The 25,686-nt window shown below is 68.5% G+C and carries 26 protein-coding genes; 18 read left to right on the top strand and 8 right to left on the bottom strand.

Annotated elements, in window-relative coordinates:
- Positions 1 to 13: 13 nt before the first annotated feature.
- The 6 genes from lepA (at position 14) to recO (ending at position 5,632) form a co-directional block, all read left to right on the top strand.
- Positions 14 to 1,822, top strand: coding sequence for a translation elongation factor 4 (lepA, locus tag ASD72_RS14290; RefSeq protein WP_155944654.1), 1,809 nt, complete (start codon positions 14 to 16; stop codon positions 1,820 to 1,822).
- A gap of 96 nt (positions 1,823 to 1,918) precedes the next feature.
- On the top strand, positions 1,919 to 2,719 hold the full coding sequence (gene lepB, locus ASD72_RS14285; protein WP_056880605.1) for a signal peptidase I: 801 nt from the start codon (positions 1,919 to 1,921) through the stop codon (positions 2,717 to 2,719).
- A gap of 34 nt (positions 2,720 to 2,753) precedes the next feature.
- Positions 2,754 to 3,131: a DUF4845 domain-containing protein gene (locus ASD72_RS14280; protein WP_056880604.1), complete on the top strand. Its 378-nt coding sequence runs from the start codon at positions 2,754 to 2,756 to the stop codon at positions 3,129 to 3,131.
- Positions 3,132 to 3,135: 4 nt separating this feature from the next.
- Positions 3,136 to 3,798 carry a ribonuclease III gene (gene rnc / locus ASD72_RS14275; protein ID WP_056880603.1) on the top strand — a complete coding sequence of 221 codons (663 nt, stop codon included), beginning with the start codon at positions 3,136 to 3,138 and terminating at the stop codon, positions 3,796 to 3,798.
- Positions 3,799 to 3,808: 10 nt separating this feature from the next.
- Entirely contained in the window at positions 3,809 to 4,747 is a 939-nt protein-coding gene (era, locus tag ASD72_RS14270; protein WP_056880602.1) for a GTPase Era, read from the top strand.
- 138 nt (positions 4,748 to 4,885) lie between these two features.
- Entirely contained in the window at positions 4,886 to 5,632 is a 747-nt protein-coding gene (gene recO, locus ASD72_RS14265) for a DNA repair protein RecO (protein WP_056880601.1), read from the top strand.
- On the opposite strand, the gene ASD72_RS14260 is transcribed toward recO, so the two are convergent.
- On the bottom strand, positions 5,629 to 6,324 hold the full coding sequence (locus ASD72_RS14260) for a response regulator (RefSeq protein ID WP_056880600.1): 696 nt from the start codon (positions 6,322 to 6,324) through the stop codon (positions 5,629 to 5,631). The genes recO and ASD72_RS14260 overlap by 4 nt on opposite strands.
- A 100-nt stretch (positions 6,325 to 6,424) precedes the next feature.
- Here ASD72_RS14260 and rlmD point away from each other — a divergent pair, with 100 nt between their 5' ends.
- From rlmD to ASD72_RS14215, 9 genes are all read left to right on the top strand, one after another.
- Positions 6,425 to 7,768: a 23S rRNA (uracil(1939)-C(5))-methyltransferase RlmD gene (gene rlmD, locus ASD72_RS14255; protein WP_056880599.1), complete on the top strand. Its 1,344-nt coding sequence runs from the start codon at positions 6,425 to 6,427 to the stop codon at positions 7,766 to 7,768.
- Positions 7,768 to 8,286 (top strand): CYTH domain-containing protein, encoded by a 519-nt coding sequence (locus tag ASD72_RS14250; protein ID WP_056880598.1) that lies wholly within the window; start codon positions 7,768 to 7,770, stop codon positions 8,284 to 8,286. The genes rlmD and ASD72_RS14250 overlap by 1 nt, the downstream gene beginning before the upstream one ends.
- 12 nt (positions 8,287 to 8,298) lie before the next feature.
- Positions 8,299 to 9,306, top strand: a complete 1,008-nt coding sequence (nagZ, locus tag ASD72_RS14245; RefSeq protein WP_056880597.1) for a beta-N-acetylhexosaminidase — start codon at positions 8,299 to 8,301, stop codon at positions 9,304 to 9,306.
- A complete protein-coding gene (locus ASD72_RS14240; RefSeq protein ID WP_056880596.1) occupies positions 9,306 to 9,875 on the top strand; it encodes a hypoxanthine-guanine phosphoribosyltransferase in 570 nt (189 codons plus the stop codon). The genes nagZ and ASD72_RS14240 overlap by 1 nt, the downstream gene beginning before the upstream one ends.
- Before the next feature lie 3 nt (positions 9,876 to 9,878).
- Positions 9,879 to 10,625, top strand: a complete 747-nt coding sequence (locus ASD72_RS14235) for an S-methyl-5'-thioinosine phosphorylase (protein ID WP_056880595.1) — start codon at positions 9,879 to 9,881, stop codon at positions 10,623 to 10,625.
- A 91-nt stretch (positions 10,626 to 10,716) separates the two neighbouring features.
- Positions 10,717 to 10,923, top strand: coding sequence for a cold-shock protein (locus ASD72_RS14230; RefSeq protein ID WP_055942196.1), 207 nt, complete (start codon positions 10,717 to 10,719; stop codon positions 10,921 to 10,923).
- 97 nt (positions 10,924 to 11,020) lie between these two features.
- Entirely contained in the window at positions 11,021 to 12,277 is a 1,257-nt protein-coding gene (locus tag ASD72_RS14225; RefSeq protein ID WP_081420351.1) for an NAD(P)/FAD-dependent oxidoreductase, read from the top strand.
- Positions 12,278 to 12,332: 55 nt separating this feature from the next.
- Positions 12,333 to 13,961, top strand: coding sequence for an acyl-CoA dehydrogenase family protein (locus tag ASD72_RS14220; RefSeq protein WP_155944653.1), 1,629 nt, complete (start codon positions 12,333 to 12,335; stop codon positions 13,959 to 13,961).
- A complete protein-coding gene (locus ASD72_RS14215; protein ID WP_056880594.1) occupies positions 13,958 to 14,473 on the top strand; it encodes a L,D-transpeptidase family protein in 516 nt (171 codons plus the stop codon). The genes ASD72_RS14220 and ASD72_RS14215 overlap by 4 nt, the downstream gene beginning before the upstream one ends.
- 7 nt (positions 14,474 to 14,480) lie before the next feature.
- Here the strand turns inward: ASD72_RS14215 and fabR are convergent, their stop codons facing one another.
- Positions 14,481 to 15,134 (bottom strand): HTH-type transcriptional repressor FabR, encoded by a 654-nt coding sequence (gene fabR / locus ASD72_RS14210; protein WP_056880593.1) that lies wholly within the window; start codon positions 15,132 to 15,134, stop codon positions 14,481 to 14,483.
- 106 nt (positions 15,135 to 15,240) lie between these two features.
- Between fabR and ASD72_RS14205 the strand changes: the two genes are divergently transcribed.
- Positions 15,241 to 16,344 carry a ferredoxin reductase gene (locus tag ASD72_RS14205; protein WP_056880592.1) on the top strand — a complete coding sequence of 368 codons (1,104 nt, stop codon included), beginning with the start codon at positions 15,241 to 15,243 and terminating at the stop codon, positions 16,342 to 16,344.
- Positions 16,344 to 17,501, top strand: coding sequence for an acyl-CoA desaturase (locus ASD72_RS14200; protein WP_056880591.1), 1,158 nt, complete (start codon positions 16,344 to 16,346; stop codon positions 17,499 to 17,501). The genes ASD72_RS14205 and ASD72_RS14200 overlap by 1 nt, the downstream gene beginning before the upstream one ends.
- A gap of 3 nt (positions 17,502 to 17,504) precedes the next feature.
- Here the strand turns inward: ASD72_RS14200 and ASD72_RS14195 are convergent, their stop codons facing one another.
- The 5 genes from ASD72_RS14195 to ASD72_RS14175 all read right to left on the bottom strand — a co-directional run bounded on the left by ASD72_RS14195 (position 17,505) and on the right by ASD72_RS14175 (position 22,070).
- A complete protein-coding gene (locus ASD72_RS14195; protein ID WP_056880590.1) occupies positions 17,505 to 17,885 on the bottom strand; it encodes a hypothetical protein in 381 nt (126 codons plus the stop codon).
- A 68-nt stretch (positions 17,886 to 17,953) separates the two neighbouring features.
- Positions 17,954 to 19,729 (bottom strand): ABC transporter transmembrane domain-containing protein, encoded by a 1,776-nt coding sequence (locus ASD72_RS14190; protein WP_056880589.1) that lies wholly within the window; start codon positions 19,727 to 19,729, stop codon positions 17,954 to 17,956.
- 87 nt (positions 19,730 to 19,816) lie between these two features.
- A complete protein-coding gene (locus tag ASD72_RS14185) occupies positions 19,817 to 20,407 on the bottom strand; it encodes a YigZ family protein (protein WP_056880588.1) in 591 nt (196 codons plus the stop codon).
- The gene (locus ASD72_RS14180; protein ID WP_056880587.1) at positions 20,404 to 21,519 is read right to left on the bottom strand and encodes a hypothetical protein; all 1,116 of its coding nucleotides are present in this window, start codon (positions 21,517 to 21,519) and stop codon (positions 20,404 to 20,406) included. The genes ASD72_RS14185 and ASD72_RS14180 overlap by 4 nt, the downstream gene beginning before the upstream one ends.
- Positions 21,516 to 22,070, bottom strand: a complete 555-nt coding sequence (locus ASD72_RS14175; protein WP_056880716.1) for an RNA polymerase sigma factor — start codon at positions 22,068 to 22,070, stop codon at positions 21,516 to 21,518. The genes ASD72_RS14180 and ASD72_RS14175 overlap by 4 nt, the downstream gene beginning before the upstream one ends.
- Before the next feature lie 260 nt (positions 22,071 to 22,330).
- Here ASD72_RS14175 and ASD72_RS14170 point away from each other — a divergent pair, with 260 nt between their 5' ends.
- The gene (locus ASD72_RS14170) at positions 22,331 to 25,237 is read left to right on the top strand and encodes an EAL domain-containing protein (protein ID WP_056880586.1); all 2,907 of its coding nucleotides are present in this window, start codon (positions 22,331 to 22,333) and stop codon (positions 25,235 to 25,237) included.
- An 18-nt stretch (positions 25,238 to 25,255) separates the two neighbouring features.
- On the opposite strand, the gene ASD72_RS14165 is transcribed toward ASD72_RS14170, so the two are convergent.
- Positions 25,256 to 25,672 (bottom strand): hypothetical protein, encoded by a 417-nt coding sequence (locus ASD72_RS14165; protein WP_056880585.1) that lies wholly within the window; start codon positions 25,670 to 25,672, stop codon positions 25,256 to 25,258.
- Positions 25,673 to 25,686: the final 14 nt, after the last annotated feature.

Genomic DNA, 25,686 nt, shown 5'->3' with positions numbered 1-25,686 from the left:
GCCGCCGCCCCCCATGTCTTCTGATTCCATGCGGAATATCCGCAACTTCTCGATCATCGCGCACGTCGACCACGGCAAATCGACCCTGGCCGACCGCATCATCCAGCTCTGCGGCGGCCTCGAGGCCCGCGAGATGGAAGCGCAGGTGCTCGACTCCAATCCGATCGAGCGCGAGCGCGGCATCACCATCAAGGCCCAGTCCGTGTCCCTGCCGTACAAGGCGAAGGACGGGCAGGTCTACCAGCTCAATTTCATCGACACGCCTGGCCACGTCGACTTCTCTTACGAAGTCAGCCGCTCGCTGGCCGCCTGCGAAGGCGCGCTGCTGGTGGTCGATGCGGCCCAGGGCGTGGAAGCCCAGTCCGTCGCCAACTGCTACACCGCGGTGGAGCAGGGCCTGGAAGTGGTGCCGGTGCTGAACAAGATCGACCTGCCGACCGCCGATACCGAGCGGGCCAAGGCCGAGATCGAAGCCGTCATCGGCATCGACGCCGACGATGCGGTCGCCGTCAGCGCCAAGACCGGCCTCAACGTGGACCTGGTGCTGGAAGCCATCGTCCAGCGCATTCCGCCGCCGCAGCCACGGGACACCGACAAGCTGCAGGCGCTGATCATCGACTCCTGGTTCGACAACTACCTGGGTGTGGTCTCGCTGGTGCGCGTGATGCAGGGCGAGATCGGCCCGAAGAGCAAGATCCTGGTGATGTCCACCGGCCGCACCCACGAAGTGGACAAAGTCGGCGTGTTCACCCCCAAGCGCAAGGAGCTGAAGAAGCTCGGCGCCGGCGAGGTGGGCTGGATCACCGCGTCGATCAAGGACGTGCATGGTGCGCCGGTCGGCGACACCCTCACCCTGGCGGGCGATCCCGCGCCGGGTCCGCTGCCCGGTTTCCAGGAAATGCAGCCGCGCGTGTTCGCCGGCCTGTTCCCGGTGAACGCCGAGGACTACCCGGCGTTGCGCGAGGCGCTGGAGAAGTTGCGCCTGAACGACGCCGCGCTTCGCTTCGAACCGGAAAGCTCCGAAGCCATGGGCTTCGGCTTCCGTTGCGGCTTCCTCGGCATGCTGCACATGGAGATCGTGCAGGAGCGCCTGGAGCGCGAGTACGACCTCGACCTCATCAGCACGGCCCCGACGGTCGTGTATGAAGTCCTCAAGACCGATGGCACGGTACTTTCGCTGGACAACCCGGCCAAACTGCCGCAAACCAACCTGATCGAAGAGGTGCGCGAGCCCATCATCCGCGCCAACATCCTCACCCCCGAGACCTACATCGGCGCCATCATCAAGCTGTGCGAAGAGAAGCGCGGCGTGCAGATCGGCATCCAGTACCTCGCCAGCCAGGTGCAGATCAGTTATGAGCTGCCCATGGCCGAGGTGGTGCTGGACTTCTTCGACAAGCTGAAGTCGGTCAGCCGCGGATACGCGTCGCTCGACTACTCGTTCCTGCGTTTCCAGCCCGGCCCGTTCGTGCGCCTGGACACGCTGATCAACGGCGACAAGGTCGATGCGCTCAGCCTGATCGTGCACCGCAGCCACGCCGACCGGCGCGGCCGCGAACTGTGCGAGAAGATGAAGGAGCTGATCCCGCGGCAGATGTTCGACGTGGCGATCCAGGCCGCGGTCGGCTCGCAGATCATCGCGCGCAGCACGGTCAAGGCGATGCGGAAGAACGTGCTGGCCAAGTGCTATGGTGGCGACATCACCCGCAAGAAGAAGCTCCTCGAGAAGCAGAAAGAGGGCAAGAAGCGGATGAAGCAGGTGGGCCGCGTGGAAATTCCGCAGGAAGCCTTCCTGGCGGTGCTGCAGGTGGACAGCAAGTAACAGGCGACAGCGGCAAGTGGAAGCACCGGGCGTGCCCGGACGGTTCCGGTCGGCTTGTCGCTTTCCAAAGACGAATTCCGTTCCAAGGGAATAAAGATGGTCTGGTTTGAAACGATCCTCGTGGTACTGACGCTGCTGACCGGCGTGGTCTGGCTGGCGGACAAGCTGTTCCTTGCCAAGCGTCGCAAGGCCAAGGGTGGCCTGCTCGACGAGGAGCCGGTGCTGGTCGATTACTCGCGCGCCTTCTTCCCGGTGCTCGCGGTGGTGCTCGTGCTGCGCAGTTTCATCGCCGAGCCTTACAAGATCCCGTCCAGCTCGATGATGCCGAACCTGCTGATCGGCGATTTCATCCTGGTCAACAAGTTCTCCTATGGCCTGCGCCTGCCGATCACCAACCAGAAGTTCCTGGCCCTGGGTGAGCCGGCTCGTGGCGACGTGGTGGTGTTCAAGCCGCCGCACGACCCGCAGAACAACTGGATCAAGCGCGTGATCGGCCTACCCGGCGACAAGGTCGGTTTCCATGGCGATACCGTCTACCTGAACGGCCAGCCGTTGAAGTACCAGACCCTCGGGGCCTACGAAGGCACCGGCGGCAACACCGAGGCGCCGGGGGCAACCCTGCTGCGCGAGGATCTGCCGGGCCGCCCCCATACGGTCCTGGAGAACGTCGGCGTACCGCCACCGGGCGGCGGCGAGGGCGACTGGATCGTGCCGCCGGGCCGCTATTTCGTGATGGGCGACAACCGCGACAACAGTCTGGATGGCCGGTTCTGGGACTACCATTTCCTGCCGGAGGAGAATCTCCGGGGCAAGGCCTTCCTGATCTGGCTGAACTGCGAGGGCTGGGTCTGCAAGAATGGCTTCGATGCTTCGCGCATCGGCAACGGTATCGAATAGCAATCCGACATCAACGGGGCATGGGGGAATGGCAATGAAGCGCAACCAGGGTGGCATGACGTTGTTGGGGTTCCTGATGGTGCTGGTGGTGGTCGGCTTCGCAGCCTTCATCGCCATGCGGCTGTTCCCCATGTACCAGGAGTTCTACTCGGTCAAGTCCGCACTCAAGGGACTGTCCAATGAAGCGGGAGTGTCCGACATGGATCCGGCCAAGATCCAGGACCTGTTCTTCCGCAGGCTGTACATCAACTACTCCGAGAACGTGAAGCCGGCCAACGTCAAGATCGAGCGGATGGACGGGGGCTGGAAGATGAGCGTCAACTACGAAGTGCGTCGTCCGTTGCTGGGCAACCTCGACGTGGTGGGCAAGTTCGATGCCTCCCAGCCTCTGACGCGCCAGTCGCCGGAATAAGGGTTTGGCGGTTGACCGCATCGGCCATGCTTTCGCTGACCAGGGCCTGCTCGCACAGGCCCTGACGCATCGCAGCGCCGGCGCTCCCCACAACGAACGGCTGGAGTTCCTCGGCGACGGCGTGGTCAACCTGCTGGTCGCGGAAGCCCTCTTCCAGCGCTGGCCCAAGGCCGACGAAGGCGCGCTGACGCGCGCGCGCGCCGAGCTGGTGCGCGAGGCGGCGCTGGCCGTCATCTCCCGTGAGCTGCAGCTGGGCGAGCGGCTGACGATGGGCCCGGGCGAAATGAAGTCCGGTGGGCACCGCCGCGATTCGATCCTCGCGGATGCGCTGGAAGCCGTGGTCGCCGCCATCTATCTGGACGCCGGCTACGAGGGGTGTCGCCGCGTGGTGCTGCCCTGGTTCGAGGCCTCGCTGGCGGCCCTGCCGGTCGGCCGGCCGGAAAAGGACGCCAAGACGCGCCTGCAGGAGTGGTTGCAGGGGCGGCAGCGCCCGCTGCCGGTCTACGATCTGGTTTCGGAAAGCGGCGACGACCACGCCAAGCTCTTCCTGGCCCGGTGCACCACGCTGGATCCGCCGCTGATGGCGGAAGGCGAGGGCACCTCCCGCCGCAACGCCGAGCAGGTGGCCGCGGCCGCCTTGCTCGACAAGCTCGACATTTCGAAGTGAGTACACCCCGGTGAGCAGCTCCCCCACCCACCGCAGCGGCAGCGTTGCGGTCATCGGTCGACCCAACGTCGGCAAATCCACCCTGACCAACGCCCTGGTGGGCGCCAAGGTCAGCATCACCTCCAATCGTCCGCAAACCACGCGGCACCGCTTGCTCGGCATCGCGACGTTCGCCGCGGCGAAGGACCGGCCGGCCGGGCAGATCGTGCTGGTGGACACGCCCGGGCTGCACAAGCAGCAAGGCAAGTTCTCGGCCTCCGCGATGAGCCGGGTGATGAACCGCGCCGCGCGTGGCGCGCTCGAAGACGTCGATGCGGCGCTGATGGTCGTGGAGGCGGGTCGTTGGGAAGACGAGGACACGCTGGCCTACAACGTCCTGCGCGATGCCGGCATCCCGGTGGTACTGGTGGTCAACAAAGTGGACCGCATCAAGGAAAAGGCGGCGATGCTGCCGTTCCTGGCCGAGGTCGGGCAGGACCGTGAATTCGCGGCCGTGCATCCGGTGTCCGCGCTGAAGCGCAACGGCCTGGAAGCACTGGTCAAAGACGTCCTGGCATTGCTGCCGGAACAGCCGCCGATGTTCGGCGAGGACGAGATCACCGATCGCAGCGAACGCTTCCTCGCCGCAGAACTGGTGCGCGAGCAGCTGATGCGCCAACTCGGTGCGGAATTGCCCTACGCGACCACGGTGGAGATCGAGCATTTCACCACCGAGGAATCGCCCAAGGGCGAGCTGGCAAGGATCGGTGCGGTGATCTGGGTGGAACGCGAGAGCCAGAAGGCCATCGTCATCGGCAAGGGCGGCGCCCGGTTGAAAGAGATCGGCAGCAAGTCGCGCCAGCAGATGGAGCACCTGTTCGGGCGCAAGGTCTTCCTGGAAACCTGGGTGCGGGTGCGCGAGGGCTGGTCCGACGACGAGACCGCGCTCAAGGCGTTCGGGTATGAGTGAAGCGGGGAACGGGGAGCCGGGAACGGGGAGTGTGGCTTTCCCGTCGGCTCCGGTACTCCCGCTCAACGAAGGTCCCGGAGCACCGGCGACACGGAAGAAGGCATTCCCCGTTCCCGGCTCCCCGTTTCCCTGACCGCCATGCGCATCACGGGCGAAACCGCCTTCGTCCTGCACGCGCGGCCCTGGCGCGAGACCAGCCTGCTGGTCGAGGTGCTGGGCAACGAGCATGGACGCATCGGCCTGGTCGCACGGGGCGTGCAAGGGCCAAAGAAACACGTGTTGCGCGCGGCGCTGCAGCCCCTGCAGTGCATCCGCCTGGATGTCGACCTGCGTGGAGAACTGGGGCGATTGGTCGCCGCCGAAGCGCTGGATGCCGCCCCTCAGCCGGCCGGCGACGCGATGCTGGCGGCGTTCTATCTCAACGAACTGGTGCTGCGGCTGGCGCCCCGCCATGACCCGTTGCCTGCCTTGTTCGAGGCCTACGCTGACGCCCGCGAGGGCCTGCGCCAGCGCGAGGGCCTGGCCTGGACGCTGCGCCGCTTCGAGCGAGACCTGCTGGAAGCGCTGGGCGTGGGTTTTGCGCTCGACGAGGATGCCGACGGCGAAGCGATCGATCCCGCCGCGCGTTACCGGCTCGATCCCGAGCAGGGGCCGCGTCGTCTGCTCAGCGATCGCGGTCATGAGGAGCGCAGCCGCGCGGCGACCGGGCGGGCGTTGCTGGCGCTCGCTGGCGACACCCGGCCCTCGCCCGACGATCTGGTCAGCCTGCGCCTGCCGCTGCGCACGGTGCTCGCGCACCACCTGGGGCCGCGCGGCCTGAAATCATGGGAAATGATCGGCGATCTTGGACGGCTTCGCCGCGCCACGAAATCCCCGGTGGATTAATCCTGTCGGGTCACCAGCAAGCGATCGGTCGCGGCCGTGAAGGCGTCGCGCTCCGCGGTGTCGCTGGGCGATGCGTGCCACCGGGAAGCGATGCCGCCTAGCGCCCGTGCACCGGCGAAGCCGCAGCTCGCCTGCAAACGATGGAGTTGCGCGCGCAGTGCGTCGTCGTCGTTCCGCTCGAAGCTGGCGAGGCAGGCCGCGCGCGTCGCGGGCAATTCGGTGAGGAAGAGTTGCCGCAGGAGCGCCGCGTGTTCGCGATGGCCGCCCAGCGCCGCGAGCGCAGCGGCGTCGTCCCAGTCGCCTGCGTCGTCGCGCAAGGCGTCACCAAGCGCGCGCCGCACGGCGTCCTGCAGGGCCTGCACCCCCATGGGCTTGACCAGCACATCCGCGAAGCCGGCCTGCAGCAGCGTGGAGCGCATGCCCGGCGTGGCATCCGCCGTGTGCGCCAGCGCGACCGGATGCGCATGGCGTGCACCCAGGTGCTGAAGCAGGACGCCGCCGCTGCCGTCCGGCAGGTTGGCGTCGATCAGCCACAGGTCGAAGGTTCCGCTCGCGGCCAGGGCCTGCGTGCCGTCGATCGCCAGTTCGACCTCGGCCGGCAGCGACGCGAGCGCGGCGCGCATGAAGGTGGCGCTGATGGGGTCGTCCTCCACCAGCAACAGGCGGGGCGGGGCGCCGCGATTCGCGGACATGGGGGGCTTCCTGCGGGTTTTTCGCCATCTTAGCGCCGGCGGGGTGGGCCGTCGGCCATGCGACAATGCGGCCCCGCAGAAACACGCAGCCTGACGCCACGTGGCACGTTCCCGTCCCCCCCGCATCGACAAGACCCCGTTTGAAGCCCAGATCACCGACCTGACCCACGACGGGCGCGGCGTCGCGCGCCGCGACGGCAAGGCCGTCTTCGTCGCCGGTGCATTGCCAGGCGAGCGGGTGATGGCCGAACAGACCGCCAAGAACCGCCATTTCGATGAGGCGAGAGCACTGGAGGTCCTGGAAGCATCGCCGGATCGTGTGACGCCGCGCTGCCCGCATTTCGGCACCTGCGGTGGCTGCGTGCTGCAGCACCTGGACGAACATCGCCAGATCGAGGCCAAGCAGCGCGTGCTGATGGAGAACCTGGAGCGCATCGGCCACGTCACGCCGGGCACGGTGCTGCCGTCGCTGACGGGCGCCGCCTGGGGTTACCGCCGCAAGGGCCGCTTCTCGGTGCGTCGCGTCAACAAGAAGGACAAGACGCTGGTCGGCTTCCGCGAGCAGGATCCGCGCTTCGTCGCCGACCTGGCCGAGTGCCATACCGTCATCCCGGAGATCGGCGGCAAGATCGCGGCGTTCGCCCAACTGGTGGAAGGCCTCGAGGCGCGCGAGCACATCCCGCAGATCGAGTTCATCGCCGGCGACGCCACGGCCGACTTCGACGGCGTGGCGCTGGTCTTCCGCAACCTGATGGCGCTCAGCGATGCAGACCGGAGCGCGCTCGTCGCGTTCGGGCAGGCGCATCGTTTCGCCATCTACCTGCAGCCCGGCGGATTGGAGAGCGTCCATCCGCTATGGCCCGAGGCGCCGCAGCTGGCGTTCGGGCTGGCGCCATGGGATATCTCGCTCGCGTTCCGTCCGCTGGACTTCATCCAGGTCAACGCCGCGCTCAACGAGAAGATGATCGCGCACACCTTCGGCCTGCTCGACCTGCAGGCGGACGATCGCGTGCTCGACCTGTTCTGCGGCCTGGGCAACTTCACCCTGCCGATGGCGCGCCTGGTGCGCGAGGTGGTGGGCGTGGAAGGCGATGCCGGGCTCGTGGCGCGCGCCCGCGAAAACGCGGAGCGCAACGGGTTGCCCAACGCGCAGTTCCACGCGGCCGACCTGACCCGGGACCAGCGCGATGCGCCGTGGATGCGCCAGGGCTTCGACAAGCTGCTGCTGGACCCGCCGCGCTCCGGCGCGATCGACGTCCTGCAGCAACTGCCGCTCAAACAGTTCGGCCGCATCGTCTACGTCAGCTGCCACCCGGGCTCGCTGGCGCGCGATGCCGGCTATCTGGTCAATGAGCAGGGTTATTCGCTCGTTTCGGCGGGGGCCATGGATATGTTCCCGCACACGGCACACGTCGAGTCCATTGCCTTGTTCGAGAAGCGCTGATGGGCATCGAGATCGAGCGCAAGTTCCTGGTGGAGGGCGATGGCTGGCGCGCGGCCGCACGCGAGGCCGTGCCGATGGCCCAGGGCTACATCAACGACATGGGCGCGATGGATCGCGGCGAACAGAAGGCGTCGGTGCGCGTGCGCATCCAGGGCGATGCCGCCTTCCTCAACCTGAAGTCGCGTGAGCTAGGCCATACGCGCCAGGAGTTCGACTATCCGATCCCCGTCGCGGACGCGCGCGCGTTGCTGGCGCTGTGCGTGGGCGGTGTGATCGACAAACGCCGGCATTACGTGGAGCACGAAGGCCACCTGTGGGAGGTGGACGAGTTCCTGGGCGACAACGCCGGCCTGGTCGTGGCGGAAATCGAGCTGGACCATGCCGATGAAGCGTTCGTGAAACCCGCCTGGATCGGCAAGCAGGTCACCGACGCGGCGCGCTATTACAATCTGGCCTTGGCGTCGCGCCCGTTCTCGGCCTGGTCCGACGACGAACGCAGCGCCAACGACCTTTCCTGAGGATCCCCCGAAATGCTCGTCATCGGCATCGCCGGCACCGAACTCACCGCGCAGGAGCGCGACTGGCTGCAGCACGACGCCGTCGCCGGCGTCATCCTGTTCACCCGCAACTTCGCCTCGCGCGCGCAGGTGGCGGAGCTCTCGCAGGCCATCCGCGCCGCCGCGCCGCGTCCGCAACTGGTCTGCGTGGACCAGGAAGGCGGACGCGTGCAGCGCTTCCGCGAGGGTTACAGCGACCTGCCCGCGCTGGAGGGCTTCGGCAAGCTCTATGCACAGGACCCGTCGCTGGCCCTGCAGCGCGCCGAGGAACACGCCTGGCTGATGGCCAGCGAGATCATCGCCAGTGGCGTCGACCTGAGTTTCGCGCCGGTCGTGGACCTGGCCCGTGGCAATCGCGCCATCGGCAACCGGGCGTTCGACGCCGATCCGCACGTGGTCGCCGAGTTCACCCGTGCCTACGTGCGCGGCATGCACAGCGCCGGCATGGCCGCCACGCTGAAGCATTTTCCGGGCCACGGCACGGTGCTGGAAGACACCCATTTCGACGATGCCGTGGACCCGCGTTCGCTGGACGTGCTGCGTGCCGAGGACCTGGTGCCCTTCGTGGCCGGCATCGAGGCCAAGGCCGACGCGGTGATGATGGGGCACGTGAAGTATCCGGCCGTCGCTCCGGAACCGGCCGGCTATTCGCCGTTCTGGATCCAGAAGGTGCTGCGCGAGGAGATGGGCTTCCGCGGGGTCGTTTTCTCCGACGACATCGGCATGGCCGCGGCGTTCTCGGCCGGTGGCGTGAAGCAACGCATCCACGACCATCTGGACGCCGGCTGCGACGTGGTGCTGGTCTGCTCGCCGAAGTTGGTCGACGAATCGCTGAAGGCGGTGGAAGGCCGCGTGCTGAACACCGCGGCCGTGCTCGGCGTGCTGGGTCGCGGCGCGCTGGGATGGGATGGGCTGATCGCGGACGACCGCTACGGCCAGACGCAATCGCGCGTCATCGACAGTCTGAAAGGAGTGGCTTGATGGAATCGCTGGGCAATCCGCGGCCGAGGCTGGCCGATGCGCTGGCCAACGCCGACCTGTTGGTCGATCGCGCGACGATCGACCGTGCCATCGCACAGATGGCCGCACCGATCGCGCGCGACTATGCCGGCGAGGTGCCGGTGTACCTGACCATCATGCATGGCGCGCTGCCGTTCGCCGGCCAGCTGTCGCTGGAGCTGGGCGCGCTGGGGCTGGACCTGGAGTTCGACTACCTGCATGCCACCCGCTACCGCGGTGAGACCACCGGGGGCGAACTGGTGTGGAAGCACCGCCCGGCCACGGCCCTGTACGGCCGCCGCGTGCTGCTGGTGGACGACATCCTCGACGAGGGCCACACGCTGCTCGCCGTGAAGCAGTGGTGCCTGGAGCAGGGCGCCACCGACGTCCGTATCGCCGCGCTGACCACCAAGCAGCACGACCGCTGCGTGGCGGGCATCTGCGCCGACTACGTGGGCCTGGAGGTGGCGGACCGCTACGTGTTCGGCTTCGGCATGGACTACCACGAGCAGGGCCGCAACCTGCCGGGCATCTACGCGTTGAAGGACTGAACCATGGGCGACATCGCGCTTGCCGTCATCGGTGGCACCGGCGTCTACAAGTTGGCGGACCTGCAGGACGTGCAGGCGCGGGAGCTCGACACGCGCTTCGGCGCGCCGTCCGGCCCGGTCCGCGTCGGCCTGCTCGGCGGCCAGCGGGTGGCGTTCCTCGCGCGCCATGGCGAGGGCCATTCGGTGCCGCCGCACAGGATCAACTACCGCGCCAACCTGCAGGCGCTGAAGGACCTCGGCGCGACACGCGTGCTGGCGTTGAACACCGTGGGCGGCATCACCGATGCGTACGGACCCCGCGTGCTGGCGTGCCCCGACCAGGTGATCGACTACACCTGGGGCCGCATCTCGACGATCTGCGAAGAGCCGGGCAGCGACGTCCTGCACGTCGACTTCGGTGATCCCTACACGCATTTACTTCGCCAACAGATCCTCGCGGCGGCGCGTGCGACCGGCGTGGCGCTGGTGGAGGGCGGCTGCTACGGCGCCACCCAGGGCCCCCGTCTGGAGACCCGCGCGGAGATCCGCCGCCTGCGGCGCGATGGCTGCGATCTGGTCGGCATGACCGGCATGCCGGAAGCCGGTCTGGCCCGTGAAATGGGCCTGGAATACGCATGCCTGGCCATCGTCGCCAACTGGGCCGCGGGGTGCGGGACCGACGAGGAAATCACCATGGACGAGGTGCTGGCGAATGTCGCCGCGGCGTCCGCAGGCATCCCGGCCCTGGTCGAGGCGCTGGCACGCAGGTGATTGTCAACGCGCGCCGGGATTTGCATACTCGGCGCGTGTGACGTCCAGTCACACACCACCACCCGCATCCAGAAAAGGAAACGCAAGCGCTATGCCGTACGGTACCGTGAAATGGTTCAACGATGCCAAGGGCTTCGGATTCATCGCGCCAGAAGATGGCAGCGCCGATGTCTTTGCGCACCACACTGCCATCAACTCCAAGGGCTTCCGCAGCCTGCAGGAAGGTCAGCGTGTCAGCTACGAGCTGACCCAGGGCCCGAAGGGTGCACAGGCGTCCAACATCACGCCAGCAGCCTGATCCAAGACGATTTTCTTGAACCCCGCTCCGGCGGGGTTTTTTATCGCCGCGTTTCCTCCGGACCGGCTCGCGCCCGGTGGACCGACCACCCGCATCCATGACCCCTCTGCATGTCGCGATCATCGGTTATGGCACCGCCGGCCAGGCGGCTGCGCTGCTGCTGTCGCGCGACGGGCATCGCGTCGAAGTGTTCGAGCGCGCGGCGGAGCCGGGACCGGTCGGTGCCGGATTCCTGCTCCAACCCACCGGATTGCAGGTGTTGTGGGAACTGGGTCTGCTCGCGGATGCGATGGCGCACGGGCGCCGGGTGAACCGCCTGTATGGCGAGACGCCGTGCGGACGCGCCGTGATGGACATGCGTTACGACGGGCTCGACGCCCGTCTCTTCGGGCTGGGCATGCAGCGGGGCGCGTTGTTCTCGTTGCTGGACGCGGCCTGGCAGGGGCAGGGCACGCTGCATCGCGACCACGCCATCGACGCCGTCAGCGACGACACGCGCCGCATCCGCGACCAGCACGGACGCTGGCATGGTCCGTTCGATCTGGTGGTGGCGGCAGACGGCTCCGCCTCGGCGCTGCGCGCGGCGACCGGCGCGGTGAAGCGGGAGGCGCTGTATCCGTGGGGTGCGTTGTGGCGGCTGGTGCCGCAGCAGGCCTGGGCCTGGCCCGACGAACTGCGCCAGCGCTACCTGGCCGCGCGCAAGATGATCGGGTTGCTGCCGGTAGGCACCCGGCCGGGCGATCCGGTGCCGCGCCTGAGTTTCTTCTGGAGCCTGCCGGTCGCCGATTTCGACGCGTGGCGCGCGCGTGGGCTGCCGGCATGGCGCGAGGAAGTGGCCCGCCTGTGGCCCGAAGCGGAGGCCTGCCTGGCCGATACCCACGAGCCCGACCAGCTCGCACGCGCCAGTTACCGCGATGTGGCGTTGCGGCGCTGGCATCGCGGGCGCCTGGTCGTGCTGGGCGACGCGGCGCACGGGATGAGTCCGCAATTGGGGCAGGGCGTCAACATGGCGTTGATGGACGCGATGGCGCTGCGCGACCGTTTGCGCGCGCAGCGCGACGTGGAAACGGCGCTTTCCGACTACCAGCGCACGCGCCAGGCGCACGTGGGCATCTACCAGTTCTGGAGTCGTTGGCTGACCCCGATCTTCCAGTCCGATCGCGACGCCGTCGCCTGGGCGCGCGATGTCGCCTTCCTGCCGCTGGGCCGGTTGCCGGGTGGTCGCGGCCACATGCTGCGTGTGCTCAGCGGTACCCAGCATGGTCTGTTGGGCACGCTGAGGTTGGAGCCTGGCTTCCTGCGCACGATCGACGGGATCGCATCGACGCAGCCGTTTCCCGCGCCATCCATGTGACACGACCGCGGGGCATCGAACTGCGCGAGAATCGCGGCGATACCGGGAGTCGACGATGCCAGACCTGCCGCCCTTCGAAACCCATAGCGTCGACAACCAGCCGCCGGCATTCGAGCCGCGCGATCTGTGGGCCGACGATGCCGTGCTGCGCGAGGCCGTGCAGCGCGAGGGCGGCGATGCGTTCGCTAGCCGGCTTGCGGCCTACGGCGCGCTGGCCGGCGATGAGTTGTACCGGATCGGTTTCGACGCCAATCGCGATCGGCCGCGCCTGCGCACGCATGATCGCTACGGGCATCGCATCGACACCGTCGAGTTCCATCCCGCCTACCACCGGCTGATGGAGGTGGCGAAGACCCATGGCGTGGCCGGTCTTTCGTGGCACGAGCCGGTGCCGGGTGCGCACGTGGCGCGGGCGGCGCTGAGTTATCTGCACCATCAGGCGGAAGCGGGTACCAGTTGTCCGTTGACGATGACGCATGCCGCGGTGCCCGTGCTGCAACGCGTCCCGGCGCTGCGCGAATGGGCGACGAAGGCCGCGGCCCCGCACTACGATCCGCGCGATGTGCCCATCGCCGGCAAGGCCGGGATCACGCTCGGCATGGGGATGACGGAGAAGCAGGGCGGCTCCGATGTGCGCGCGAATGCCACTGTCGCCACGCCGCAGGCCGATGGCACGTATGCGCTGGTCGGCCACAAGTGGTTCTTCTCCGCACCGATGTGCGACGGCTTCCTGGTACTCGCGCAGGCGCCTGGCGGGCTCACCTGCCTGCTGATGCCGCGCCGGCGCGAGGACGGGGCGAAGAACGCCTTCCGGCTGATGCGGCTGAAGGACAAGCTCGGTGACTGGGCCAATGCGTCGAGCGAGGTCGAATTCACCGGTGCGCAGGCATGGCGCGTGGGCGAGGAGGGGCGGGGTGTGGCGACCATCATCGAGATGGTCATGTTCACGCGCCTGGACTGCATGCTCGGTTCCGCCGCCGAGATGCGGATGGCGCTCGCGCAGGCCGTGCACCACGCACGCCATCGTCGCGCGTTCGGCCAGCGACTGGTCGACCACGCCCTCATGCAGAACGTGCTGGCTGACCTCGCACTGGAGTCGGAGGCCGCCACCGCCTTTGCGCTGCGGGTGGCGCGCGCGGTGGATGCCGCGCCCCGGGATGGCGCGGAAGCGGCCTTCGCGCGCGTCGCCACCGCCGTGGGCAAGTTCTGGGTCTGCAAGCGCGCGCCGGTCTTCGTCAACGAAGCGCAGGAGTGCCTGGGCGGTGCGGGCTATGTCGAGGAATCGATCCTGCCACGGCTGTACCGGCAGGCACCGCTGAACTCCATCTGGGAAGGCAGCGGGAACGTGCAGTGCCTGGACGTACTGCGCGCGCTGTCGCGCGAGCCGTCCAGCGCGCAGGCAGTGCTGGCCGAACTCCACGCGAGCATGGGGCGCGACGCGACCTTCGATGCTTTCGTCGCGCGCCTGCAGGAAGACATGGCACAGGCCGACGAGAGCGGCGCACGCCGGTTGGTCGAGAGGCTCGCGCTGGCGCTGCAGGCCGCGGTGCTGATGCGTGCAGGCAGCCCGGTGGCGAACGTGTTCGTCCGCAATCGTCTCGGGGGCGAGCAAGGGCGCGTATTCGGTACGCTGGCGACCGATGCCGATCTTGCCGGCATGATCGCGCGGACGCTGCCGGCATGAGGGCCCGCTTCACGCGCAGGCTTACCGCCCTGCTGGTCGCGTGCGGGCTGGCGCCCGTCCACGCGCACGAGGCGGGCCGTCCCGCGCCCGCGTTGTTGCCCGTCGCCCAGCAGGCCGATGCCATCCGGGTCTACAAGGCGCAGCGTCGGCTGGACCTGCTGCGCGACGGCCGTGTCATCGCCACCTACCGCGTCGTGCTGGGCGGCGATCCGGTGGGGCACAAGCGGCAACAGGGCGACCAGCGCACGCCGGAAGGCGACTACCGCATCACGTACCGCAACGACCGCAGCCGCTTCCACCTGTCGTTGCGCATTTCCTATCCGGGCGAAGCCGATCGCCGGCAGGCCATCGCGCGCGGCGTGGATCCCGGTGGCGAGATCATGATCCACGGTGCGACGCCGCCTGGATCGCGCACGGACTGGACGGAAGGGTGCATCGCGGTCACCGATGCGGAGATGGATGCGATCTGGCAGCGCGTTCCCGTCGGAACGCCGATCCGCATCGATCCCTGACGCCGCGTCAGCGCGGTGCGGATCGGGAGGCGAGGGCGCGCGAGCCGGTGAGGATCAGGCGCACCATCTCCGACAGCTCGTCGATCAGTTCGCCGTCGCGCTCGGGCGGCAGGTCCATCGCCGTGGCGCCCATCGCGAACACCAGGCGGGTGATGGCGCGCGATACCAGCGCGGGTTCGTGCAACGGCGCTTTGTCGCGCGTGGCCAGGCGGACCAGGTCCACGTGCAACTCCTCTTCGAAGAACTGCAACTCGCGCTCGACCGCATGCTTGAAGGCGTCCGAGCCCACGTTGCCCTCGCGCAGCAGCACGTGCAGCAGCTTGTCGTCGGCGCGCAGCTGCTCGATGAAGGCTTCCACCGAGCCGCGCACGACGCTGCGGTCGGTGCTCGCCGCGCGGTGGCGTGCCTCGCCGATGATCTTGCGCAGCGAGCGGCCGGCCAGGTCGATCAGCGCCACCGCCAGTTCATCCATGTCGCGGAACTGGCGGTAGAAGCTGTTCGGCGCGATGCCGGCCTCGCGGGCCACTTCACGCAGGCTCAGCGTGGAGACGCTGCGGTGCGGCCCCACCAGCTTCAGCGCCGCGGCCAGCAGATCCTCGCGCGAAATCGTGGCCTTCCGGCCGGGGCCGTGGTCATCGTGGGGCAGCGGGTGCGGATGCAATGTCACGCGGGCGGGCCGGGCATACGGGATGGTAGGGGCATCATAGCCGGGTAAATTAATATACAACTGTATACACAAACGTCTTCACATCGGTATAGTGGTGGCCATGAACGCCCAGTTCCGCCCGTCCCCCCGCCGGCCCGGTCCCCTGAAACGCCTGATCCGGCCCCTCGTGAAGCCGGATGTCTTCGACTTCTGGGCCGCCCGTTTCCACCGCACCTGGACCTGGGAGCGCCCGCTGGCGCGCCTGGTCGCGCGCGAAGCCGCCTCGGCCGATGCCGTCACCCTGCTGTTCAAGCCGAACCGTCATTGGGCCGGCCACCGCGCCGGGCAGCACGTCAACCTGGGCGTGGACATCGACGGCGTGCGCGTCACCCGCAGCTACAGCCTGACTGCGCCGCCGCGCGCGGACGGTCTACTGCCGGTGACGGTGAAGGCCATCGAGGGTGGCAAGGTCAGCCGCCATCTCTGCCAGGCCGCCCGCATCGGCGACATCGTCGAGCTGGGCCAGGCCTTCGGCGAGATGACGTTGTCGGCGATGCCGCAAGGCGCCTACCTGTTGCTGGCGGCCGGCAGTGGCATCACGCCGATGATCGCGCTGGTGCGCGAGTTATCGGCGAAGGAGATGCCCGCCGACGCCACGCTGCTGTATTGGGTCCGCGCCCGCGAGGAAGCCTGCTTCCTGCCGGAGCTGCGCGCGCTCGCGGCGGCCCAGCCGCGCTTCCGTTTCCACCTGCTTCTGACACGCGAAGCCGCTGTCGCCGCCGACGAGGCCGAGGGCCGCATCGACGCCGCCTTGCTGGCCGCGCATGCCGGCGATGTGGCGACTTCGCAGGTGCTGGCCTGCGGTCCGGGCGGTTTCGTCGAAGCGGCGCGCGGCCTGCTGGCCGCGCAGGCGGCCTCGTTCCAGGCCGAGGCCTTCACGTCGCCCCCGGTCGCCGTGGTCGACGAGGGCGAGGTCGACATCCACCTGCAACGCAGCGGGCGCACGCTGCGGGTGGCGCGCGGCGAGTCCCTGCTGGTCGCGCTGGAGCAGCACGGCCTGAAACCGCCGTCCGGCTGCCGCATGGGCATCTGCAACACCTGCGCCTGCGGCAAGTCCGCCGGCAGCACGCGTCACCTGCCCAGTGGCGACCTGATGCATGAACCCTCCCAGGCGTTGAAGCTGTGCATCCACAGCGCCGCCACCGATCTCGAGCTCGATCTCTGATGGCTACTTCCTCTTCCCGCAACCGCAAGCTTTCCGTCGAAGAACTTGACCGCTTCGGCGAGGAACTCGACGCCCTGCGCGCACGCACGGTCGCCACCCTGGGCGCGCGCGACGCGCGCTATATCCGCAACGTGGTGAAGGCGGTGCGTTTCAGCAACCTCACCGGCCGCGTGCTGCTGTTCGCCGCCGCCATCGCCGGTGGCCTGTGGCTGGCCGACAGTGCGGTGGGTTGGCTGTTCTGGGTGCTCTGGGCGCTGGGCGCGTTCTCGCTGGGCCTGGGCAAGATCCTGGACAACATGGAGTTGGGCCACAACGTCATCCACGGCCAGTACGACTGGATGGGCGACCCGCAGCTCAACGGCAAGACCTACGACTGGGACATCGTGGCCACCAGCGACAACTGGCGGCACACCCACAACTTCCGCCATCACACCTACACCAACGTGCGTGGCCTGGACGACGACATCGGCTACGGCCTGCTGCGGATCTTTCCCGAACAGAAGTGGCGTCCGTTCTACCTGGTGCAGCCGTTCGTGGCCGTGGTATTCGCGCTGCTGTTCCAGTGGGGCATCGCCATCCAGGATCTGAAGCTGGGCCGCTGGTGGAGCGGCAAGATGACCAACAAGCAGCTGCGTCGCAAATCCGCGCCGGTGGTGCGCAAGATGGGGCGCCAGTTGGCCAAGGATTACGTGATCTACCCGGCATTGGCCGGCCCGTTCTTCCTGCCGGTGCTGCTGGGCAACATGGTCGCCAACGGCCTGCGCAACGTGTGGACCTACGTGATCATCTTCTGCGGCCACTTCACCGCCAATGCGGAGACGTTCCCGAAGGAATCCATCAAGAACGAATCGCGCGGCCATTGGTACCTGCGCCAGCTGCGTGGCTCGTCGAACCTGCGTGGCGGCTTCCTGATGAACGTCATGTCGGGCAACCTGAGCCACCAGATCGAACACCACTTCTATCCGGACATCCCCGCCAACCGCTACGCGGAGATGGCGAAGGAAGTGCGCGCCATCTGTGCGCGCTACGGCCAGCACTACAACACCGGCACGCTGCTGACCCAGTTCGGCCAGGTGTGCTGGCGGATCGTGCGCCATGCCTTCCCCAGCCGCCCGCGCCGCATGCCGGCGCTGGTGCCGGCCGACGCCGTCGCGTAACCGCTAGAACGCGTCTTCCGGCGAGGTCGCCCGCGCCGCGCGGGCGATGGCGCGCTTGAGGCGCCACTCGGCGAAGAACGACGCGGCGATCAGGCCGGTGCCCAGCAGGCCCAGCCACTGGAACCAGGGGTTCTCGAAGACGTCGTCCGCCAGGTCGTTGTCCTGCAGCTGCAGGCGCAGCAGCTTCACTTCCTTGGCGAGCGTGCTCGTGTCGGCACGGCCTTGCGGCAGCGATTCCTCCGCCTTCAATGCGATCCGGGCGATGTGCGCCTGCTCGACACGCTCGGTGTTGTCGCGACGCTCCACGGTCACGACCAGCGCGCTGGTCAGCAGGATCAGCAGCGTGCCCAGGCCGCGCAGCAGCGGTGGCAAGGAATCGGACATCGGGCGCGGCTCCCGGGGGCGATGCCCCGCATCCTAGACCACGTGCCGCGCGCTGTCGTGCGCGGCCCTCAGTCGAGGAATTGCAGGCGCGCCAGCTTCGCGTACAGGCCGTCCTGCGCCAGCAGTTCCGCGTGCGTGCCCTGGGCGACGATGCGGCCGCGGTCCATCACCACGATGCGGTCGGCCTTCAGTACGGTGGCCAGGCGGTGCGCGATCACCAGCGTGGTGCGTCCGTCCATCAGCCGCTCCAGCGCGTGTTGCACGGCGCGCTCGCTCTGCGCATCCAGCGCGCTGGTGGCTTCGTCCAGCAGCAGCACCGGTGCGTCCTTCAGCAGGGCGCGGGCGATCGCGATGCGTTGCTGCTGGCCGCCGGACAGGCGTGCGCCGCGCTCGCCCAGTGGGCTGTCGAAGCCGCCGGGCAGCTCGCGGATGAAATCGTCGGCCTCGGCGGCCTCGGCGGCGGCCTGCAACTGTGCATCGGTGGCGTCGAGCTTGCCGTAGCGGATGTTCTCGGCGGCGCTGGCCGCGAAGATCGTCGGCTGCTGCGGCACCAGCGCGATGTGTTCGCGCAGGTCGGCGGGGTCGAGGTCGCGCAGGTCCACGCCGTCCATGCGCACGCTGCCGGTCTGCGCGTCGTGGAAGCGCAGCAGCATCGAGAACACGGTGCTCTTGCCGGCGCCGGAGGGACCCACCAGGGCGACGGTTTCGCCCGGATTGACGGTCAGGTCGAAATCGTCGAGCGCGGGCAGGTCGGGGCGCGAGGGGTAGTGGAACGAGACGTTGTCGAAGCGGATCTCGCCCTTCACCGGCGCCGGCAGGGCGCGGGGCGCGGCGGGTGCGCGGATCGTCGGGGTTTCGTTGAGCAGTTCGGCGATCCGGCCCATGCCGCCGGCGGCGCGCTGCAGTTCGTTCCAGACTTCGGCCAAGGCACCCACCGAGCCGCCACCGATCAGCGCGTAGAACACGAACTGGCCGAGTTCGCCCGTCGTCATGCGCCCGCCGATCACGTCGTGGGCACCGGACCAGAGCACGAGCACCACGGCGCCGAATACCAGGGTGATGACCGTGGCGGTGACCAGGGACTGCGCACGGATGCGGTTGCGCGCGGTTTCCACGGCGACCGATACCGCATCGCCGAAGCGCTTGAGTTCATACGGCTCGCGCGCGTGCGCCTGCACGGTGCGCACGGCGCCCAGGGTTTCGCTGGCGAGCGTATTGGCATCGGCCACGCGGTCCTGGCTGGCGCGCGACGCTTTCTCCAGCCGGCGGGCGCCCAGCACGATCGGCAGGACCGCGAGCGGAATGCCGACCAGCGCGTAGGCCGCCAGTTTCGGGCTGGTGACGAACAGCATGACGATGCTGCCGATCACGGTGATGCTGCTGCGCAGGGCCACCGACATGCTGCTGCCCACGACGCTGCGCAGCAGTTCGCTGTCGGCGGAGAGGCGCGACACCAGTTCGCCGCTGCGGGTGCGGTCGTGGAACTCGGCATCCAGTCCGACCAGATGCCCATACAGTTGCCGGCGCAGGTCGGCCACCACGCGTTCGCCGAGCAGCGAGACGAAATAGAAGCGCGCTGCGCTGGCCACCGCCAGCACCAGCACGACGATGAAGACGCCCAGGAATACCCGGTCGATGTTGCCGCCGCTATGGAAGCCGCCGTCGATCATCTGCTTGAAGGCGACCGGGAAGCTCAGCGTCGCCGCGGAGGCCAGCGCCAGCGCGCACAGCCAGGCGGCGAACAGGCCCGCATGCTGGCGCACGAAGGGCCACAGCGCGCGCAGCGTGCCGAGCTTGGCCTTGGGTTTGGACGGGTCGGGGGTGTCGGCGGCGCTGTCGGTCATCGGGAAGGTCGGATCAAGGCGGCTGTGGGAGGCGTTGCGGTCCTGCTGGGACCCGCAGCGCCTCCCGCATGCGCCTCGCGCGGGGTATCAGGCCGTGGCCGGCATCACGCGCACACGATTACGGGTGGCGTCGCGCAACTGGATTTTCAAGGCATCCACCCGATCGGCAGGCAACTCGATCACGAGCCGGGCGCCGGATTCGTCGAACGATGCTTCCTGCTTCACGGCCTGGTGGGAGGCCAGCGCGCCGTGCACGGCGCCCAGATCGTCGAACGGGCAGGCCAGGACCAGGGAGGTCATCGCCACCACCGGCAGGCGCGGCGCCTGCCGCAGGCATTCCGCCGCCGCGCCGCCATAGGCGCGAACCAGGCCGCCCGCGCCGAGCTTGATGCCGCCGTACCAGCGGGTCACCACCACCATCACCCGGTCGTATCCCTGGCCGTCGATGGCGGCCAGGATCGGTCGGCCGGCGGTGCCGGCGGGTTCCCCGTCGTCGCTGGAGCGGTACTCGCCGCCGATCCGGTAGGCCCAGCAGTTATGCGTGGCCTCGGCGACCGCGACCTCGTGCAGGAAGGCGAGCGCGTCGTCCGGTGCCGCCACCGGCGCGGCGAGCGCGAGGAAACGGCTGTGCTTCACCTCCAGCAGATGGGAGGCGCGCGCCGCAAGCGTATCGGTCACGGCGTTCCCAGCAGCGGTCGCAGGTCGTCCGGCACGCGCTGGAAGGGATGCTCCTGCACGAACAGCTGCAGGCTGCGCAACGCATTGGCGTTATCGCCCAGGTCGCGGCGCAGGCGGATACGGTCCAGCCACTCGGCCGGCGTCAGGCGCGCATCTTCGTCCACCGGCACCTGCAGGTCGGTACGACGCAGTGCATTGCGCGCCACGCTGGGCGACGCGGCGCCCGCGCTGGCGGCCGGGGCGGGCGGGGGCGGAGGCGGGGCCGCAGCGGGCGCTGCCACGAAGCCATCCTGCCGCGAGATCCGTGATCCGGTGACCATGACGGCGTCGAGCGAATCGGAGGTATCGGCGGCCGCCTTGGCTTCGCTTGCGCGTCGCTCGCTTTCGCTGCGCAACTGCTGTTCGCGTTGCTGCTCCGCCGATGCGCGTTGGCGGGCCTGCTGTTGCTGGGCGCGTTCCTCGAAATCGGCGGCCGCGGCGGCGCGATCTTCGACGGCCTCAGGGAACGCCTGGGGTGTCGTCGTCTTGCGGGCAAATGCCGGTTCGGCCGGAGCGGGCAGGCCCGGCACGGCCGGAATCATCGACAGCGGGCCGCGCTTGGGGGGTGCCTCCTGGCGCGCAGCGGCTTCCGCATTCCTGCGGGCCGGGCTGGAGGGCGCCGGCGTGGCCTCGACTTTGGGCGGGGCGAGCTGCCGGATCGGCGGAGGAGGCTCGTAGGGCTCGGCGGCGGGGGCCGCAGCGGCTGCGTCCATCTCAGGTACTGCCGCTGCATCGGCGGCCTGTTCCGCGGGTGCGGACATCACGGCGGCATCGTGCTTGGCCAGCACCGGCACCTCGCTGGCGGCCAGCATCTCGTGGGTGGGCCGCAGCTGCCATGCGATGCCGGCGGCCAGCAGCACGGAGGCCGCCACGCCGAGGCCGAGCGGCCAGCGGCGGCGTACCGGCGGCACCGTCCCGCCGCGCGGTGCCGGAGATTCCTGCACGGCTGCACGGGCCGCGCCGAGGATGCGTGCATCCAGGCCGGGCGACGGGCCGCCATGCGGACCGAGCCTGGACAGGGACTGCGCCAGCGCGCGCTCTTCGGGCGTCAGGGGTTCGTGGGGCGTCTTCATTCGTTCAACCTCGACCGCAACCGGTCCATCGCATACCGCAACCGCGATTTCACGGTTTCCCGGCCCACGCCGGTGATCTCGCCGATCTCCTCCAGGGTCAGTTCCTGCTCCAGCCGCAACAGCAGCACTTCGCGCTGCTCGGGCGGCAATTCGTCCATCGCGACCTGCAACCGGCGGCGTTGTTCGAACTCGGACAGCTGCCGCTCGGGCGTATCCGGGTCCGGCACGCGCTCGGTGCGGGCTTCCGCATCCTCGGGGGTCGCCGGCCGGTGCTTCAGTGCGCGCCAGTGGTCGTTCAGCCGATTGTGCGCGATCCGGTACAGCCACGTCCCGAACGCCGCTTCCGGTTTCCAGCCCTGGCGCGCGGCGATCACGCGCTGCCACGTGTCCTGGAAGAACTCGTCCGCCATCGCCGCATCGCGCAGATGGCGCAACAGGAACCGGTACAGCGGCCCGCGATGGCGGGCATAGAGCTGTTCGAAGGCCGACGCGTCGCCGGCGGCGTAGGCCAGCATCAGGGTTTCGTCGGCGGGTTCGGCAAGGTCGTTCACCGCCACCAGCGTAAGCGGTCCATGCACGGTCGTGAAGCCGGGGCGGGGCGACACGGCCGACGCGTTCAGCCATCCGGTCGCGGATGTTCCGGGGTCGGCGAAGACGGCGATGGCGCTGGCGAAGGTCTGGCACACGCAAGGGGTGAACGCATAGCGGGTCGGGATGGGGTTGCCCGGCGGTTTCCGTTCAGGGGTCGGCAGGCGGTATGCTCGCCCGGGGGATATCCAGATACACGCACCGTCTCTGTCGGGACACGGTCATGCCTACGCCATCGGTCAGCGCAGACAATCCGGCCAGCACGCCCGCGTCGCCCGCAGAGCGGATCGCGTCGATCCTGCGTGGGCTGCTGCCGGCGGGTGCCGAGCTGGCGGTCTGCTGGCGGGACTGGGCGCTGGGCAACGGGGCCGGCGCCACGCCGGGGGCCTCCGCCATGCTGCGACGCCGTGCCGAGCATGCGCTGGCCGAGACCGTCGTCGAGCACGACGGCCCGGAGCTGCGCGTGCATGCCTGGGACAACGCCGACGGCAACGCGCGGGTCGCCCTCGCGGTGGCGTTGCCCGGTCCGCTGTCGACGGTCGAAGAAGAATCCTGGCTGCTGCTGGCCCGCACCCTGCTGGTGACCACGCTGGATGCGTCGCGCGCGCAGGCGCGCATCGTCTCGCTGGAGAAATCCAAGCGGCTGCAGCAGGCGCTGTACGAGATCGCCGACCTGGCGGGTGCCGATCTCGAGATGCCGGAAATGCTCCGCCGCATCCACGCGGTGGTGAACTCGCTGATGTATGCGGAGAACTGCTACATCGTCCTCTACGACGACCAGCGACGCACGGTCCGCTTCCTGTACTTCGCGGACCAGCGCGACCCGTACATCGCCGAGCCGGAGCGCGAGTTCGGCGAAGAGGAAATGGCCAACAGCATGACCTTCGCGCTGCTGCGCCACGGCCAGCCGCTGCGCGGTCCCTCGGCGGTGATCCGGCAGAAGCTGGGCGTCGTCCGCGATCCATCGCACGGCCCCGACAGCCTGGACTGGCTGGGCGTGCCGATGCGGCGCGACGACCGCGTCTGCGGCGCCATCGTCGTGCAGAGCTACGACACGCCCGCCAGCTATGCCGACGAAGACCGCGCGTTGCTCGGCTACGTGGCCCAGCACATCCTGACCGCGCTGGACCGCAAGCACGCCCACGTGGAGCTGGAGCACCGCGTGGCGGTGCGCACCCACGAACTGCAGCGCGCCAACCGCGAGTTGCAGGCGGAGATCATGGAGCGCAAGCGCGCCGAAAAGCTGCAGCGCGCGCTGTTCCGCATCACCGAGCTGGCGATCACCTCCGAGAGCCTGGAGCGCTTCTACGCCGACGTCCACGTGGTGGTGGACGAGCTGATCAACGCCCGCAACTTCTACATCGCGCTGATCTCGGACGATGGCGAGGAGCTGAACTTCCCGTACTCGATCGACGAACGCGACCCGATGCGCAAGGCGCGGCGGATGACCAACGGCCTGACGGAGTACGTCGTCGCCACCGGGCGTCCGCTGCTCGCCGACCGCGAGGTGATCGGGCAACTCGCCGAGGCGGGCAAGGTACTGCAGCATGGCCCGCCCGCCCACAGTTGGCTGGGCGTGCCGCTGTTCCGTGGTGAGGACGTCGTCGGCACGGTGGTGGTCCAGAGTTACTCCGATGAAGTGAAGTTCACGTCGCACGACCAGAACCTGCTGACGTTCGTCGCCCACCACATCGGCAACGGCCTGGATCGCCAGCTCACGCAGGATCGCCTGCGCAGCGCGCATGCCGACCTCGAGCGTCGGGTAGAAGAACGCACCCGCGAGCTCAACGAAGCCAACCACCAGCTGCGCGGGCAGATCAGCGAGCGCTTGCGCGCCGAACAGCAGCTCACCTACCAGGCCACGCACGATGCGTTGACCGGCCTGCCCAACCGGCCGCACCTGCTCGACCGGCTGTCGGCGGCGATCGAACGCGCGCGCCACGGCGACGGCCAGGCATTCGCGGTGCTGTTCCTCGACCTGGACCGCTTCAAGCTGGTCAACGACAGCATGGGCCACGCGGCCGGCGACGAACTGCTGGTGGAAGTCGCACGCCGCATCACCATGAGCGTGCGCGGGGACGACGTGGTCGCGCGGCTTGGCGGCGACGAGTTCGCGCTGCTGGTCGAGTACGCCGATGGCGTGGAGAACGTGCGCGATTTCGCCCAGCGCCTGCTGTCGGTGCTGGGACGGCCGATGTGGGTGGCGGGGCGCGAGCTTTTTCCGTCCGCCAGTCTCGGCATCGCCATCTGGCATCCGCGCTACCGCAACGGCGAGGAGCTGTTGCGCGACGCCGACGCGGCGATGTATCGGGCGAAGGAGCAGGGGCGCGACCGCTCCGCGCTGTTCGACGAGGCGATGCGCGAGGCGGCGATGCAGAGCCTGGATCTGGAAGCCGACCTGCGCCGCGCCATCATCAACCGCGACTTCCTGCCGTTCTACCAACCCATTCGCCGGATGGACGACGGTCGCGTGATCGGACACGAAGCGCTGCTGCGCTGGCAGCACGAGCGTCGCGGCCTGCTGCTGCCGGCGGAGTTCATCGGGCTGGGCGAGGACAGCGGGCTGATCGAACAGGTCGACTGGTTGCTTTACGAACAGGTCGTGCGGCAGATCGCGCGTGGCGTGGAGGGCTACATCTCGGTCAACGTGTCGCCGCGGCACTTCCGTTCGCCTGATTTCGCCGATCGCCTGTTGGCCATGTTCGAGACCCAGGGGGCCGACCCGTCGCAGCTGCGGCTGGAGATCACCGAGGTCGCGCTGCTGGATGACGCGCCCCGGACGTTGCGCATCCTGCGCACGCTGCGTCAGCACGGCATCCTGGCGCAGCTGGACGACTTCGGCACCGGCTTCTCGGCATTGTCCTACCTGCACCGGTTCCCGATCTCGGTGCTCAAGATCGACCGCAGTTTCGTCTCCGGGCTGGGCAACGAAGCGCGGCCAGAAAGCCTGGCATTGGTGCGCGCGATCCTCGCACTGGCCGGCACGCTGGGCATCGAAACCATCGCCGAAGGCGTGGAAACCGAAGAGCAGCGCCAGTCGCTCGTGGAGCTGGGCTGCCATCTGGGGCAGGGCTACCTGCTGGGTCGTCCGGCGGCACAGATGGCCGTGGCGACCACCGACATCGCATAAGCCTACGCTTGCGGAGACTTATCCACCGATGTGGATGGGCGTGTTGTAGCTAGGGCGCCTCAACTGTCCTGACGAACCTGGCTTTCCACCGGTCGGCTGCTCGCGCCAGTTGAGCCAGAAATCGCCCGTACACAGACGTCGTAGCGAGACGGATTTGGATTGTCCTGCAGCGACCTCGACATCGAGGAGCCTGGAGAAATAAGGCGGTACCTCCCAGGTCGGGACAGGCGTGGCGAAGTCATCGGGCGCGGGAGCAGCGAGGTCGCGATCCATGTAGAAGGTCTTCATCGTCACGGTGACCGAATAGGACCGGTTGTTGACGAGGGTGACGGCCGTTCCACAGCTTTCGGCAAACGCTGTGCCGGGAAGGGCAAGCAGTACCCCCAGCATGATCCGACCTACGCGCATGGCGCTCGCTCCGGCGGGGCCGAGCATGCGGCCCCGCCCCG

This window comes from Pseudoxanthomonas sp. Root630, from assembly GCF_001427585.1.
Lineage (GTDB): Bacteria > Pseudomonadota > Gammaproteobacteria > Xanthomonadales > Xanthomonadaceae > Pseudoxanthomonas_A.
This window is presented reverse-complemented; position numbering and strand designations above follow the sequence as displayed.

Excerpts from the sequence above, each read along its gene's own strand:
- ASD72_RS14215 (WP_056880594.1), top strand. The coding sequence starts at position 13,958 with ATGAGGGCCCGCTTCACGCGCAGGCTTACCGCCCTGCTGGTCGCGTGC.
- ASD72_RS14180 (WP_056880587.1), bottom strand. The coding sequence starts at position 21,519 with ATGAAGACGCCCCACGAACCCCTGACGCCCGAAGAGCGCGCGCTGGCG.
- ASD72_RS14200 (WP_056880591.1), top strand. The coding sequence starts at position 16,344 with ATGGCTACTTCCTCTTCCCGCAACCGCAAGCTTTCCGTCGAAGAACTT.
- lepB (WP_056880605.1), top strand. The coding sequence starts at position 1,919 with ATGGTCTGGTTTGAAACGATCCTCGTGGTACTGACGCTGCTGACCGGC.
- ASD72_RS14225 (WP_081420351.1), top strand. The coding sequence starts at position 11,021 with ATGACCCCTCTGCATGTCGCGATCATCGGTTATGGCACCGCCGGCCAG.
- ASD72_RS14240 (WP_056880596.1), top strand. The coding sequence starts at position 9,306 with ATGGAATCGCTGGGCAATCCGCGGCCGAGGCTGGCCGATGCGCTGGCC.
- ASD72_RS14195 (WP_056880590.1), bottom strand. The coding sequence starts at position 17,885 with ATGTCCGATTCCTTGCCACCGCTGCTGCGCGGCCTGGGCACGCTGCTG.
- ASD72_RS14260 (WP_056880600.1), bottom strand. The coding sequence starts at position 6,324 with ATGTCCGCGAATCGCGGCGCCCCGCCCCGCCTGTTGCTGGTGGAGGAC.
- ASD72_RS14230 (WP_055942196.1), top strand. The coding sequence starts at position 10,717 with ATGCCGTACGGTACCGTGAAATGGTTCAACGATGCCAAGGGCTTCGGA.
- lepA (WP_155944654.1), top strand. The coding sequence starts at position 14 with ATGTCTTCTGATTCCATGCGGAATATCCGCAACTTCTCGATCATCGCG.
- ASD72_RS14280 (WP_056880604.1), top strand. The coding sequence starts at position 2,754 with ATGAAGCGCAACCAGGGTGGCATGACGTTGTTGGGGTTCCTGATGGTG.
- ASD72_RS14205 (WP_056880592.1), top strand. The coding sequence starts at position 15,241 with ATGAACGCCCAGTTCCGCCCGTCCCCCCGCCGGCCCGGTCCCCTGAAA.
- ASD72_RS14170 (WP_056880586.1), top strand. The coding sequence starts at position 22,331 with ATGCCTACGCCATCGGTCAGCGCAGACAATCCGGCCAGCACGCCCGCG.
- ASD72_RS14235 (WP_056880595.1), top strand. The coding sequence starts at position 9,879 with ATGGGCGACATCGCGCTTGCCGTCATCGGTGGCACCGGCGTCTACAAG.
- nagZ (WP_056880597.1), top strand. The coding sequence starts at position 8,299 with ATGCTCGTCATCGGCATCGCCGGCACCGAACTCACCGCGCAGGAGCGC.
- ASD72_RS14250 (WP_056880598.1), top strand. The coding sequence starts at position 7,768 with ATGGGCATCGAGATCGAGCGCAAGTTCCTGGTGGAGGGCGATGGCTGG.
- ASD72_RS14220 (WP_155944653.1), top strand. The coding sequence starts at position 12,333 with ATGCCAGACCTGCCGCCCTTCGAAACCCATAGCGTCGACAACCAGCCG.
- ASD72_RS14190 (WP_056880589.1), bottom strand. The coding sequence starts at position 19,729 with ATGACCGACAGCGCCGCCGACACCCCCGACCCGTCCAAACCCAAGGCC.
- recO (WP_056880601.1), top strand. The coding sequence starts at position 4,886 with ATGCGCATCACGGGCGAAACCGCCTTCGTCCTGCACGCGCGGCCCTGG.
- ASD72_RS14165 (WP_056880585.1), bottom strand. The coding sequence starts at position 25,672 with ATGCTCGGCCCCGCCGGAGCGAGCGCCATGCGCGTAGGTCGGATCATG.